Here is a 12,999-nt window from a genome sequence, read left to right as displayed (position 1 = left end):
ATCTGTACGACCGCGGCGGGGTGCCGATCACCAACAAGATCCTGTTTTCTTCCGCCGCGCGCTACAAGAAGCGCAGCTAGCAATGCCAACACGAGCGCCATAGACGGCTGGAAAGGGAGAACCCATGCAAGAACAATGGCTTCAAAGGGCGGATCGCCTGGCCGACATTACGCAGCGCGTCGGATTCGCGCTATGGCAACTGCAGGAGTTGGAAGGCTGCGCCGCCCAGTGTTTTGTCCTGCTGGCGCAGGCTAAGCAGGGAATGGGAGCGGTCGCTGGCGAAGCCTTGGTTGAGAAGGCGCAGGGCAAGACCTTCGGGGCGACCATCAATCAAATGGCGAAAGCCAGCCTGCTTCAACCAGAGCTGGCACAAAGATTCTCCAGCCTGCTGGCTGAGCGCAACTGGTTAGTCCACAGGTCGCGAGCGGATAGCCGACATGTGATCCATGATCATGCGGCAACGCAAGCGCTTCGGGGTCGCCTGGACGCCATCGCCGACGAGTCGCTTGTGTTATTGAAAGCAGTGGCGAAGCTGGCCGAGGACTTCGTTAGGCGGCACGGGATCTCGGCGGAATACATCGATAGAACCGCGCAGCAGCTTCTGCAGCAGTGGCAGACTTCCGAAGCATCCTGACGTTTCTACCACGCTGATTACGGCTAACGAATCCTCGTCCAGGTAGTCAGCGACCGAGTTCCATCAGCTTGCCATCGCACCCACCAGCGTCCCAGACGGGCCATTTCGTCCTCCGTGGTGTGGCCTAGGTCAATTTCAATCTCGGTTGAGACGACGGTAGGCCCAAGCGCCACGAGCTAGGTGGAACAAGAACATGCCAATCGATGCAATCAGGGCAAGGAGTATCCCCTTCAGGAGGTAGGCATGGATTGTCGCCAAAGGAAGCATGTAACCGGTAGCCTCGGGCACATCTCGCCCCACCGACAAGGCTAGGACGATGAGGATAAGGGAGACGACTGAATAGAAGGCGATCAAGCGCTCCGATTGCTTCAGCGTCACGAGCTCGTCCGGATCCAAGTCTCGGGGAGTCGTGTTCTCCCACCAGTTGCCAATGGCGATGACGACGTCGAAGAGTTTTTCCATGTTTCTTTCCTGGCGTGTCAAAGACATGTCCCATTGCGCGTGAGCACGGCCATACTCAAATCTCCCCGGCTTCACCTCGGCACCAGCCGTGGCCGCTCTTGTTTTCATCCAGCCATTCCCACACGCCCTCCGCGTCGAGAATGCCCTTCGCTTTCTGAACGGCTTCGATCATCGCAGCCTCAAGGAATCGCCGCTTGCTGATTCCCAGCAGGTTGACGATGCTGTCGATTTCTTCGGCCAATTCCGTTGCTACCTTCGCGCAAACGTTCTTAATCTGGCCCGAAGTCTCGACCTGATCGGTCAGCCCGAGATGGTCCGCCAGGTCGGCATTCCCACTACCCGAGATCAGGTGCAGGGCTTTTTCGGTTACGAGTGCATCGAGTGGTGAGCGCATTTCCATTTCCCCGTTAAGTGGAGCTTTAATAAGCACTATTGGAGCATATATTGGCTGATATGGAACTGCAAATTAAGCTTCAGGGCGCGAGGTGCATTGTGGTGTGCAGGCTACAAGAGCCATGCGAGGCGGCAATCGGATTGAGCAATCCAGCGACGCAGCAGTGACTCACTACACTCATGCTCGACGCCAGAGCCTTGGGAGCCCCCGTCAGACTGATTGCCAGAGAAAGTGCCCCAGGGGGATGAGGAGACATTTTCGCGTATGCGAAAATGCGGAAAACGCCCAGCAGGGGATCGAAGGGAAACACCTCTCCCAGGCACCGACGCGAAGCCGGCACCCAGGTGGATCGACTAAGGGATCAGCCCGTGTTTTCGCAGCAGGTCTTCATTGCTCAGGTGAACATCGGGGTGCGGTGTCGTTTGCCAGTCGCGTGTTCCCATGGGCCCGGCGATCTCTAGGATTCGGGGACGCAACTCAGACCGGATGCGATCAGCGGTCGCTAGTAGTTGAGGGGTGAGGTTCATTGCCAAATTTACGTTGTTTGAAAGAAGTGCTCAGCATAAATGCTGTGCCGACGGGCCTTCACCGCGTTTTTCCTAGTCGCGCCGCGCCCTTTGGCGGCATTGATGCACTCCAAAGACTGATCAGATTGGAGCGATTCTGGGAAGAGTAAATGGACACCAATGCAAGCGGCCCGGTCACTGCTTGCCGACAAGCGGATTAATCAGCTTGCGCGACGCGAGCTCTAGAACCGGCGCGAGGCAATCGTAGTGGCTCAAGCCCGCCAAGCTCACCGTATGCAGGCGATAGTTGCTCGGATTCAATCCACGCGCCTTCAATTTCAGCGCAAAGGTCCTATGTCCGAGTTTAAGCTCGATGTGCTCCTGCACCCGCTTGGATATTTTCATCGACTTGCCGAGATATAGTGGCATCCACTCCTTGAGTTCCGAGTGCATGGACATCCGGATCTTTTTGGTCGTCGACGTGAAAGCGTGGCGGTACTCCTCTAAATCCCATCCCTCCTTGAACTGCCTCAACCAGGCAGCGCAGTCGAGCTTCGCCGGGCTGGTGGTGCAAACTTCAATAAGATAGAGACCGGGATAAGCCTGCTCCGCAATTTTGGCTTCGTCTGAGAGAACGCAGACGGACTTCCATTCAAAGTCGGCGGCAATGCCGTCTAAGCCGGCGAAGCATCTCGCAAGCTGTTTATCGACCGCACGCAGGCGATCCCAAGCGCCGCCTTGCGTAGCTAACTCCTTACCGACTACCGACGCGCAAGAATCCCGTTCTACGATAAGATTCATCCCTATTCCCTTGGGGCCGCCTTTCGCTTTAGACGCCACATATTACTACCAGCTCCCCCGTGAGACAGTCTTGGATTGGGTACTGCGGCAGCACAAGCAGGCGATGGACGCTCCTCGTTGGACTGTCCTGGTGGCCGACCGTGAATTGCTTAAGATTTACGCAAGTAGGCCGATTGTTATGCAACAGCATTCCCGGATTTTGTTGTCGTGCCTCTTAGCTAGGAGGAATACGAGCGCGCGACACCAAATGATTCAAGGGACACACTTGGTGTGTCACGGGGAATTGGCGATTGGCATGAAAAACCCGCCACTTAGGCGGGTGATTTGCGAGTCGATGTGACAATTGCCTAGCTGCGCCCCTGGCATGCTCTCTGCCTTTCTGCCGAAAGCTGCCTCGACCCCTGCGACCTATTGCAAGTGCGGAAAAGAGGATAGCGATGGGTCGTGCGCGATAATCTGTTGTGCCAATTTATCAGCCAATTGATCTTGGTTTTCCTCCAGATATATTTCCGTAGGAACGGGGATATGCTTGAGAATGCCAACCGCCTTGTCAAAGGCTTCAGAGAGATCCTCTCCGGCAGGTTTTCCAAGCACAAGATAGAGTTTGAATTTATCCGCCGAATCTGATACGCCCAATATCTGACCGGCACATTTATGTGCCTTTTCTCGGATTGAATCCGCAGCCGCAAGGTCAAATGAGACTGGCTCAACGCAGTGCCAAACTCCATTTTTCCACGCAAGCTCAAACTTCACATCATCGCTACGTCCGTGAATTACCTTCTCATCGAAATATCGAAGTACGTTTCTGTTTTCTAAGGAGCGTCTAAAGCTCCTCCAGACATCCTCGTCGCTCCGTCTCTGGTGCTTACGAGGTTTATCGTACTTCGTGACATAACGTGCATAGATTGTGCGCGCAGTCTTCTCCAGATCAAATGATCGGCCAGTAGCCACCTCCGACCACACTAGAGCACTATCATCCTTGGGTAAAACTGAGCCAAGGATCTCCTCGAGCGATCTTGCTTGGACATTCAAGTCCAATTTTGACTGATATTCCTCTCTTATTTGAGAGAAGCGTTTGGAGATTGGGCTCAAAAGCGACTTGAAGCGACTTGCCCTAATATCAGGAAAAATCTCCGCGAGACGCCCAAGCGTGCGACGGCAGTCGAAGAAGAAAAATCCGTTTTCATGGCAATACAAAGCAACGCCGACGTTTGCAAACTCGCCGGTTGCAACATCGTGCACATATTTTAATATTGAATATGAGTAGGGCTTTCGATTTGTCATCCTAGTACCCCAATTGCATTATTCACAATCAATGTAATATTTTGCCTTGCCGTCTCAAGATAATCAAAGATCTCTTTCAGATTAACCTTTGACTTCCATTCATCAGGAAGTGCATCTTCATACTGTTTGAAACGCTCGGGCGGGAGCTGCTGCCACGCCTGAACAAACCGATCAAGCTGCTGTGGGCAGACTTCCAAATAAGGCCGTGAAAAAATGTGCCGCTCCCCCTCGGGCTTCATCTCCGCAGCATCGAATCCATTGACCGTCCACGGCTCGTGCCAGAAAAGCACGTTGAACGAGAGGGCCAACTCATGGTCGATAATAGCAAAGCTATCCCCTGAATACAGGCAGTTGGGGTTCTTCGTCAACCTATCCGAATTGATGATGATCGTGTCAAACACGAACACTTCCGCTGCCAGTTGACAATGCACAGCTGGCACAGTGCCCTGCCGAGTCCAGAGACTGAAGCCAGGGGGTAAGAACTTAGATCCGAAAGCAATCCGACAACTGGCCTGGAGCTTCGCCTTGGCATCTGCGGACTTCAGATCCGAAATGAATTCCGGGGCGAGATCTACGATGAAGGGTTCTGGCACTGGCAAGCCGAGGTCAGCTGCCAGCATTGCAGCAATTGCCTCTATGCAGAGGTTCTTTTCGTTCTCGTAGAGCCCATGTGAACACTTGACCACAAGCTCAATTTCCTCGCCATCAACGGTGTCGCAGGCGATCAGGCAAGGCGAGTTGCGACCGCTTCCCATCACTCTCACGAATCGTGCGGCATAAACGAGATCTAGCATGAAGGTCGTGCAGCGCAACTAGTGTGCGTCAAGAGGCACTATTATTGTGATCGACCCATGATTCTACATGCTCAGCCGTCGCAACCGCGGCCCCGCTAACGTTGGGCATATACCAAGGTCGTGGAACCGATACATACAAGCGGTTGCCGCCGGAGAGCGCCCCGGGGTTCGCCAAGCTGCTTCACAAGCGGAGGCGGGTGACGTTCTGATCCTCACGAAGCTGGACCGGCTCGGGCGGAATGCGATGGACGTGCGCGCCACAGTCGAGCGTCTGGCCGCGATTGGCGTGCGGATCCATTGCCTGGCGCTCGGCGGCGTCGACCTGACCAGTGCGGCCGGCAAGATGACCATGGGCGTACTAAATGCGGTTGCGGAATTCGAGCGCGACTTGCTGATCGAGCGCACGCAGGCTCGCTCGCGCCAAATCAGAGGGCAAGGCGTTGGGCCGGCCGGCGGCACTCACTGAAGCGGAGCAGGCCGAGGCGCTGGCAAAGCTCTTCGCCGGCGCCTCGATCGCCAACTCGCCCGCGACTATGGCAGGGCCGGGCAGAGCATCATGCGCGCCCGGGACCGGGCAGCAGGCTGAAAAAAAGCCCATCATGCATGACGATCAGCGGCGCTAGCTCGCGGCGCTGGTGGTGCAGGCCCACGAGGATCTGCTCAAGATTGGAAGAGCACTGATCGATGACGAAAGCGCCAAGATTTCGAATCTGATAGCCGAGGTAAATGAGCTCCAAGAGATGGTCGATGATGTCGGCAGTCCCTACCTCGGCTTTTGCTCGCAGTCCGTCCGACTCGCAGGCGTCATGTTTGTGATGAGCGAGATTGGCGCCTCCATCTTCGAGCTGGGCGGCAACGGAGGAGCCGAATCCGCTCTGCAGCTGAGGCTGGAGCTGCAAGGCTGGGCAAGATCAGGATGGTCGTGCAGGACGCGGGCATCGTCCACGGTGAACGCGACGGCGGTTTCGCTGATCCGCAGTTTCCTCTTCCCAATCCGGCCAAACGTGAACGTGAGCGCGAGCGGCGATGGTGGGTGTCCAGCCTACGACGCCTGGCTGCTGCTTAAGGGTTCGAGATGCCACAAGTCATTGAAACAGGTTTGCCGGCAAACGCCGGTGCTGTGACAGATATGTCGTCGGAGTCCGATGGACGGTGCTCTCATCGGCCTCCTTGCTCCGAGGCTGCATGCGCGGCTTCTGGTTTTCTTGCCAAACAAATTGTTGGCAACCAATCAGGTTCAGGTAAAACCAGCGCCCCGCGACTCGGCCGACAGGCTGGGCCATGTCCCAGTACCACAGTTGGCGGGACCCCGTGGCCACGTGTGTGGTGGGCGGCCGGCTTTGCCGCGGCGCCTCACGATCCAGCAAATGAAAAACGGGTTACGAGAAAACTTCTCGTAACCCGTTTGATTTTATGAGTGCCGCAGGGGGCACTTTTCTCATGACTGCACGCCAGTCCAGCTAATTCCGGATTTCCAGTCCAGCAAACTGGTATGTAGTCCAGCTAATTCCGGTTTCCTACACCGCTACAAGCGATCAAACATCAATATTCCGCGCCACCAACGCATTAGATTCAATAAAGTTCCTACGCGGCTCCACCTCATCCCCCATAAGGGTGGTAAAGATCTGATCCGCCGCAATAGCATCCTCAATCTGCACCTTCAGCAGCCGGCGCTGCGTAACGTCGAGGGTGGTCTCGAAAAGCTGCTCCGGGTTCATCTCACCAAGACCCTTATACCGCTGACGAGAAACCCCACGCTCAGCCTCAGCCAGCAGCCATTGCATGGCCCCGTGGAAGTCGTTGACTGTCTGATCGCGCAGCTTTTCGCCTTCACCACGCTGCACCTTGGTGCCTTCCGGAGTCAGGCCCTGGAAAGTCTTAGCAGCATTGGACAGGGCAGCATAATCAGCACCATGAACAAAATCCGCATCCAGATGCGACAACCGCACGTTGCCATGATGACGACGCGCAATCATCAACCGATGCTTATCCGTCTTCTCATCAAACTGCGCATAAACGTCGGCGGTACCGTCGTCATTCACGGCAGCCCCAATCAACGTCTTAGCATGCATCTCAGCCAACTTGGCCTTCAGCGCCACAGCAGACGCCTCAGCAGCAGCCGCGCTATCCAGATCCAGCGCCACCCCATCAGCAATAGCACGCAGGGCATCAGTATCAACAATGCGTGACAGACGAGAAATCACCCCTTCAGTCAGCTGATACTGCCGCGCCAACTCAGTCAGCGCATCCCCATTGATCTCCGACCCATCCGGCCGCACCAGCACAGCCTTCTCCATCGCCAGCTTCAACAGATAAGCATTGAGCTCGACATCATCCTTGATATACCGCTCTTCCTTCCCATGCTTGATCTTGTACAGCGGCGGCTGCGCGATATACACATACCCGCGCTCGATGATGTCAGGCATCTGCCGATAGAAGAACGTCAGCAGCAGCGTGCGGATGTGCGATCCATCCACGTCCGCGTCAGTCATGATGATGATGCGGTGGTAGCGCAGCTTGTCCAGGTTGTAGTCGTCCTTGCCAATGCCGGTGCCCAGTGCGGTGATCAGGGTCAGCACTTCCTGGCTGGACAGCATCTTGTCGAAGCGGGCGCGCTCTACGTTCAGGATCTTGCCCTTGAGCGGCAGGATGGCCTGGAACTTACGGTCGCGGCCTTGCTTGGCGGAGCCGCCTGCGGAGTCGCCCTCCACCAGGAAGAGTTCTGACAGGGCGGGGTCTTTTTCCTGGCAGTCGGCCAGCTTGCCGGGCAGGCCCATGCCGTCCATCAGGCCCTTGCGGCGCGTCATTTCGCGGGCCTTGCGGGCGGCTTCGCGGGCGCGGGCGGCGTCTACGATCTTGCCGCAGATGATCTTGGCGTCGCCCGGGGTTTCCAGCAGGAAGTCGTTCAGGGCCTTGCCGACGAGTTCTTCCACGGGCAGGCGCACTTCGGAAGAGACCAGCTTGTCCTTGGTCTGCGAGCTGAACTTGGGCTCAGGCACCTTGACGGAGAGCACGCAGGACAGGCCTTCGCGCATGTCGTCGCCGGTGGTTTCCACCTTGGCTTTCTTGGCGACTTCGTTTTCTTCAATGTACTTGTTGATGACGCGGGTCATCGCGGCGCGCAGGCCGGTCAGGTGGGTGCCGCCATCGCGCTGCGGGATGTTGTTGGTGAAGCAGAGCACCTGCTCGTTGTAGCCGTCGTTCCACTGCATGGCCACTTCCACGGCGATACCGTCTTTTTCGGTGTTGGCGTAGAAGATGGTGGGGTGCAGCACGCTCTTGGAGCGGTTGATGTACTCGACAAAACCCTTCACACCGCCGGAGAAGGCAAAGTCTTCTTCCTTGCCGGTGCGCTGGTCGACCAGCTTGATGTGCACGCCGTTGTTCAGGAACGAGAGCTCGCGGATGCGCTTGGAGAGGATCTCGTAGTGGAACTCGACGTTGGTGAAGATCTCTTCGTCGGCCAGGAAGTGGACTTCGGTGCCGCGCTTGTCGGTGGCGCCGATGATCTTCATCGGCGAGACTTCAACGGGCTGGCCGTCGGGGCCGGTCACGGTCTCGACGATGCGGTTCTGGACGTCGCCCTTGGCGAATTCGATCAGGTGGACCTGGCCGTCGCGGCGCACGGTCAGGCGCAGCCACTTTGACAGTGCGTTCACGCAGGACACGCCCACGCCGTGCAGGCCGCCAGACACCTTGTAGCTGTTCTGGTTGAACTTGCCGCCGGCGTGCAGCTCGGTCATGGCGATTTCTGCCGCGCTGCGCTTGGGTTCGTGCTTGTCGTCGAACTTGACCAGGGGCGGGATGCCGCGGCCGTTGTCGACGATGGAGATCGAGTTGTCGCTGTGGATGGTGACCTGGATCTCGGTGCAGTAGCCGGCCAGCGCTTCGTCGATGGAGTTGTCCAGCACCTCGAAGACAAGGTGGTGCAGGCCGGTGCCGTCGGAGGTATCACCGATATACATGCCCGGACGCTTGCGTACCGCCTCCAGGCCTTCCAGGATCTGGATCGAAGAGGCTCCGTAGGTGTTTTCCTGCTGCGGGTTCTGCTGTTCGGTCATGTCTTTCTACTCACGGCAATGGCGGAATTCGGGCCGGGCCGGCATAGCGGCGGGGCGCGAAAGGGTCCGCATGGCGGGTTACTAAAAACGGCAAAAGGGGCGGATCGTCGTTTCGATCCTGCCCCCGCTGCGGGATGGTCATCCCCAGGACTTCCCGGCCTGGGCCGGGTGTCGTTGCGTGCCGTTTGCTGCTCCGGTTCTTGTCTGGTCTGGTCCTGTTACCGGATCATCAGATGCGCATCGGCATGACGACGTACTTGAAATTGTCGTCTTCCGGCACGGTAATCAGCGCACTCGAATTCGAGTCGCCGAGGCTGACCTGCACCTGCTCGCTCTTCAGGTTGGCAAGCACGTCAAGCAGGTAGGTCACGTTGAAGCCGATATCGAGCGCGTCGCCCGAGTAATCGAGTTCCAGCTCTTCCTGCGCCTCTTCCTGGTCGGCGTTGGTGGAGCTGATCTTGAGCATGTGCGTGTCGAGGATGCAGCGCACGCCCTTGAATTTGTCGGTCGTCAGGATCGCGGTGCGTTGCAGCGCCTGCTGCAGCCGCACGCGGTCGATCGCGAAGGCGTTCTTGTAGCCCTTGGGAATCACGCGCTGGAAGTCGGGGAACTTGCCTTCAACCAGCTTGGAGATCAGTTCGATATTGGCGAACGTGAACTTGACCTGGTTGGCGGCCAGCTGCACCTGCACCGGATCGTCGTTGTCTTCCAGCAGGCGCTGCAGTTCCAGGATGGTCTTGCGCGGGATGATGACTTCCTGGCGCGCGCCAACACCGACGGCTTCGGTCTCAAGCTCAACGCCGCAGTAGGCCAGGCGGTGGCCGTCGGTGGCGACTGCCATCACCTTCTTGCCTTCCACCACCAGCAGCATGCCGTTCAGGTAGTAGCGGATGTCCTGCTGCGCCATGGCGAAGTGGACCATCGCCAGCAGGTGCTTGAAGGTCTTCTGCGGCAGGCTGACGCTGGCGTTGAATTCGCTGGCTTCGGCAACGGTCGGGAATTCCTCGGCGGCCAGCGTCTGCAGTGCGAAGCGGCTCTTGCCGGATTGCACGGTCATGCGCTTGTCGTTGAGCGACAGGGCCACGTCGCCGTCAGGCATGGCGCGCAGGATGTCCAGCAGCTTGCGCGCGGCCACGGTGGTGGCAACGCTGTCGCTGCCAACGCCGCATTCGGCGTGCGTGGTGATCTGGATCTCGATGTCGGTCGAGAGGAAGGAAACGTTGGACCCGGACTTGCGAATCAGCAGATTGGCCAGGATCGGGAGGGTGTGGCGGCGCTCCACGATGCCGCTCACGATTTGCAGCGGACGCAGCAGGTTGTCTCGCGAGGTTTTGACCAATTGCATTGAATTTATCCTTCGTCGTTTGTAATCGGCGACCGCAGAACGCAAACAACTCCGAATTCACTTAGGAATCAAGGAGTTAATATGCCATTGTACCAAGGATAAGCCGCTGCGGTGAAGCGGGGCGGGACCGGCCGGGGGGCCAGCTGTGCCCAAAAAGCCACGCTGGCGCTGCCCGTACTTGCCATCCCGTCCCGACTCACCGCAAAGCCTTATCAGTGGCCATTTTCCGGACACTTGCCCCGGCGACGCTGACGTTAATTCCCCAGGCGCCACGGGATGTCCGTGGCGCGCACCCTACAGTATGCCAGCCCCGAGGGGCCGACCCTTCAAAACGCCTTCCCGGGGGTCCCCGGGCATCGGCCATGCATCAGCCCTTGAGCGTTTGCTCCAGCACGTGCAGTTCATGGTTGAGCTGCGCGTCCTTGCTGCGTTCGTCGGCGATCTTGCGCACGGCATGCAGCACGGTGGTGTGGTCGCGGCCGCCAAAGAGCTCGCCGATTTCGGGCAGGCTCTTCTGCGTCAGCTCCTTGGCCAGGTACATCGCAATCTGGCGCGGCCGTGCAATATTGGCAGGGCGCTTTTTCGAATACATGTCAGCGACCTTGATGTTGTAGAAATCCGCGCAGGTCTTCTGGATGTTCTCCACGGAGATCTGGCGGTTCTGCACAGTCAGCAGGTCCTTGAGCGCTTCGCGCGTCACCTCGATGGTGATGTCCTTGCCGTGGAAGTTGCTGAACGCCAGGATCTTGCGCAACGCGCCTTCCAGCTCGCGCACGTTTGAGCGCAGGTGCTTGGCGACAAAGAAGGCAACCTCTTCGGGCACGTTGACGTTTTCCGCGGCGGCCTTCTTCATCAGGATGGCCACGCGCATTTCCAGCTCGGGCGGCTCGATGGCCACGGTCAGGCCCGAGTCGAAGCGCGAGATCAGGCGGTCGTCGATGCCGGAAATCTCTTTCGGGTAGGTATCGCTGGTGATGATCACCTGCGCCCGGTTGGCAATCAGGGCCTCAAAGGCATAGAAGAACTCTTCCTGCGTGCGGTTCTTGCCGGAGAAGAACTGGATATCGTCGATCAGCAGCAGGTCCAGCGAGTGGTAGTAGCGCTTGAACTCGTCGAACGCCTTGCGCTGGTACGCCTTGACCACGTCAGACACGTACTGCTCGGCGTGGATGTAGCGGATGCGCGCGCGCGGGTTCTCCAGCAACATGAAGTTGCCGATGGCGTGGATCAGGTGAGTCTTGCCGAGGCCCACGCCGCCATAGAGATACAGCGGGTTGTACGACTTGCCCGGGTTGTTGGCCACCTGGATGGCCGCGGCGCGGGCCAGCTGGTTGGCTTTACCAGTGACGAAGTTGTCAAAGGTCAGGATCGGGTTCAGGCGCGAGCGCTCATGCACCGTGTCGCTGGGCTGGTGGCCGGGCATCGGCGTGGCGCCGCCCATCTGCTGGTGCGGCTGCTGCTGGGGTTGTTGCGGCGGCGCGCGGTAGGAGCGGGCGCTGGCTTCAGCGGGGTCCATCTGGACCACGTCGATCTCACCCATGTCGGCGCCGTGCGGCTGGTGGCCGTGCTGGCCAGGGTGGGGCTGGCCGCGCGCACCGGCCGGGACCGGTGCGGCGGACGGCATGCCGGCCGGATTGCCCGGGTTGCCCGGATTGCCATAGGGCGGTTGCCCCATGCCGTAGCCGGCCGCGCTGACCGGCTCGCCATAGCCATAGCCGGGCTGCTGGCCGGGCATGGCGAACGGCGGCTGGCCCATGGCCTGGCCGCCCATCGGCTGGGCGCCGGGATAGCCGCCCATGCTCGTACCCGGTGCTGCGTGGCCGTCCATGCCGCCCGGGCCCATGCCGGGCTGGGCCGGCTGCATATAGGCAGCGGCACGGCCCGACGCGGCGGGATCCAGCACGAACTGGACGCTGACCTGCGCTTCCCAGTACTCGCAGGCCAGTGCGGTGATGCGCCCCGAAAACTGGCTCTTGACCCAGTCCAGCTTGAAACGGTTGGGCGCGGCAATGCGCAGCGCGTGCGTTTCTTCATCGAACGCAACGGGCGCCAGCGGCTTGATCCACGTTTTGAACTGTTGCGGCGTCAGCTCGCGCTCTAGTTGCGCTGCTGCCGCCTGCCAGAAATCTTGCATTGTTTGTTTTTTGGTAATCGTACCCGGCCGCAAATCAGCGGTTCCCCCGGCACGCCACAAGCAGCATCTACGCCGCGCGATCCGGGCCATCCTTACCGTATTAGGAATCAATTCCGTTCGGTGAGGCCTCCGCGGCATGCCAATGCAGCAGCAAGCGAGCCTTCAGGCTCGCCGCACTGGCGTGCGTTCAGTCATGCGTTGCCGCGGTGGGGGCCCGGGTTGCGCCTGCGCCACGCAGCCCGTGTTGTGTTTGGACCCGGATTGTACCCCCGCCCCTGAGTTATCCACAAAGGATAAGTCTGTGGATAACTTGTGCAAATGCAGTGGATTTGTGTGCACAACCCTTGGTGCGATGCGGCTTTCCGGGGTGTGGAAACGGGGGAAATCTCAGGCAAAACAGGGACTTCGCCTGTGGATGGATGCGGTAGAGGTGGCCCTCGAGACACTTGCAGTTACCCACTGGCCTTTGTGGACAATGGCGCACCACGGGCCACAGCCGGGTGTGGCAATTGTGCCGGTGCACACAGTCTTGCGACTTGACATTGCCGCAGAAAATCGGTTAAATGCCGGGTTCTGCGATGCGG

Annotated in this window: 11 protein-coding genes; 2 read left to right on the top strand and 9 right to left on the bottom strand. The window is 58.7% G+C overall.

The genetic code is table 11. The features are described from left to right. Positions 1-124: 124 nt before the first annotated feature. On the top strand, positions 125-634 hold the full coding sequence (locus tag AC1Q6V_RS28080; protein WP_454750883.1) for a hypothetical protein: 510 nt from the start codon (positions 125-127) through the stop codon (positions 632-634). Between the two features lie 135 nt (positions 635-769). Here AC1Q6V_RS28080 and AC1Q6V_RS28075 read toward each other — a convergent pair whose 3' ends face one another. From AC1Q6V_RS28075 to AC1Q6V_RS28055, 5 genes are all read right to left on the bottom strand, one after another. Then, the gene (locus tag AC1Q6V_RS28075) at positions 770-1,096 is read right to left on the bottom strand and encodes a hypothetical protein (protein WP_454750882.1); all 327 of its coding nucleotides are present in this window, start codon (positions 1,094-1,096) and stop codon (positions 770-772) included. Positions 1,097-1,151: 55 nt separating this feature from the next. Continuing rightward, a complete protein-coding gene (locus AC1Q6V_RS28070) occupies positions 1,152-1,490 on the bottom strand; it encodes a hypothetical protein (RefSeq protein ID WP_454750881.1) in 339 nt (112 codons plus the stop codon). A gap of 701 nt (positions 1,491-2,191) precedes the next feature. Continuing rightward, positions 2,192-2,797 (bottom strand): hypothetical protein, encoded by a 606-nt coding sequence (locus tag AC1Q6V_RS28065; RefSeq protein ID WP_454750880.1) that lies wholly within the window; start codon positions 2,795-2,797, stop codon positions 2,192-2,194. Positions 2,798-3,205: 408 nt separating this feature from the next. Further along, positions 3,206-4,081 carry a DUF3037 domain-containing protein gene (locus tag AC1Q6V_RS28060; protein WP_454750879.1) on the bottom strand — a complete coding sequence of 292 codons (876 nt, stop codon included), beginning with the start codon at positions 4,079-4,081 and terminating at the stop codon, positions 3,206-3,208. Next, on the bottom strand, positions 4,078-4,875 hold the full coding sequence (locus AC1Q6V_RS28055) for a HipA family kinase (RefSeq protein ID WP_454750878.1): 798 nt from the start codon (positions 4,873-4,875) through the stop codon (positions 4,078-4,080). The genes AC1Q6V_RS28060 and AC1Q6V_RS28055 overlap by 4 nt, the downstream gene beginning before the upstream one ends. Positions 4,876-4,942: 67 nt before the next feature. Here AC1Q6V_RS28055 and AC1Q6V_RS28050 point away from each other — a divergent pair, with 67 nt between their 5' ends. Continuing rightward, positions 4,943-5,341 (top strand): recombinase family protein, encoded by a 399-nt coding sequence (locus tag AC1Q6V_RS28050; protein ID WP_454750877.1) that lies wholly within the window; start codon positions 4,943-4,945, stop codon positions 5,339-5,341. Between the two features lie 88 nt (positions 5,342-5,429). On the opposite strand, the gene AC1Q6V_RS28045 is transcribed toward AC1Q6V_RS28050, so the two are convergent. The 4 genes from AC1Q6V_RS28045 to dnaA form a co-directional block, all read right to left on the bottom strand. Beyond that, a complete protein-coding gene (locus tag AC1Q6V_RS28045; RefSeq protein ID WP_454750876.1) occupies positions 5,430-5,774 on the bottom strand; it encodes a hypothetical protein in 345 nt (114 codons plus the stop codon). A 636-nt stretch (positions 5,775-6,410) separates the two neighbouring features. Continuing rightward, positions 6,411-8,936, bottom strand: coding sequence for a DNA topoisomerase (ATP-hydrolyzing) subunit B (gyrB, locus tag AC1Q6V_RS28040; protein WP_454750875.1), 2,526 nt, complete (start codon positions 8,934-8,936; stop codon positions 6,411-6,413). Positions 8,937-9,165: 229 nt separating this feature from the next. Further along, positions 9,166-10,281, bottom strand: a complete 1,116-nt coding sequence (gene dnaN, locus AC1Q6V_RS28035) for a DNA polymerase III subunit beta (RefSeq protein ID WP_010811375.1) — start codon at positions 10,279-10,281, stop codon at positions 9,166-9,168. 367 nt (positions 10,282-10,648) lie between these two features. Continuing rightward, the gene (gene dnaA, locus AC1Q6V_RS28030; protein ID WP_454750874.1) at positions 10,649-12,415 is read right to left on the bottom strand and encodes a chromosomal replication initiator protein DnaA; all 1,767 of its coding nucleotides are present in this window, start codon (positions 12,413-12,415) and stop codon (positions 10,649-10,651) included. Positions 12,416-12,999 lie beyond the last annotated feature (584 nt).

This window comes from Cupriavidus sp. GW823-FHT07B10 (genome assembly GCF_058794355.1).
Note: the sequence above shows the minus strand (reverse complement) of the source record. Positions and strands in the feature narration are given on the sequence as shown.

Excerpts from the sequence above, each read along its gene's own strand:
- AC1Q6V_RS28080 (WP_454750883.1), top strand. The coding sequence starts at position 125 with ATGCAAGAACAATGGCTTCAAAGGGCGGATCGCCTGGCCGACATTACG.
- AC1Q6V_RS28075 (WP_454750882.1), bottom strand. The coding sequence starts at position 1,096 with ATGGAAAAACTCTTCGACGTCGTCATCGCCATTGGCAACTGGTGGGAG.
- AC1Q6V_RS28070 (WP_454750881.1), bottom strand. The coding sequence starts at position 1,490 with ATGCGCTCACCACTCGATGCACTCGTAACCGAAAAAGCCCTGCACCTG.
- AC1Q6V_RS28065 (WP_454750880.1), bottom strand. The coding sequence starts at position 2,797 with ATGAATCTTATCGTAGAACGGGATTCTTGCGCGTCGGTAGTCGGTAAG.
- AC1Q6V_RS28060 (WP_454750879.1), bottom strand. The coding sequence starts at position 4,081 with ATGACAAATCGAAAGCCCTACTCATATTCAATATTAAAATATGTGCAC.
- AC1Q6V_RS28055 (WP_454750878.1), bottom strand. The coding sequence starts at position 4,875 with ATGCTAGATCTCGTTTATGCCGCACGATTCGTGAGAGTGATGGGAAGC.
- AC1Q6V_RS28050 (WP_454750877.1), top strand. The coding sequence starts at position 4,943 with ATGCTCAGCCGTCGCAACCGCGGCCCCGCTAACGTTGGGCATATACCA.
- gyrB (WP_454750875.1), bottom strand. The coding sequence starts at position 8,936 with ATGACCGAACAGCAGAACCCGCAGCAGGAAAACACCTACGGAGCCTCT.
- dnaN (WP_010811375.1), bottom strand. The coding sequence starts at position 10,281 with ATGCAATTGGTCAAAACCTCGCGAGACAACCTGCTGCGTCCGCTGCAA.
- dnaA (WP_454750874.1), bottom strand. The coding sequence starts at position 12,415 with ATGCAAGATTTCTGGCAGGCGGCAGCAGCGCAACTAGAGCGCGAGCTG.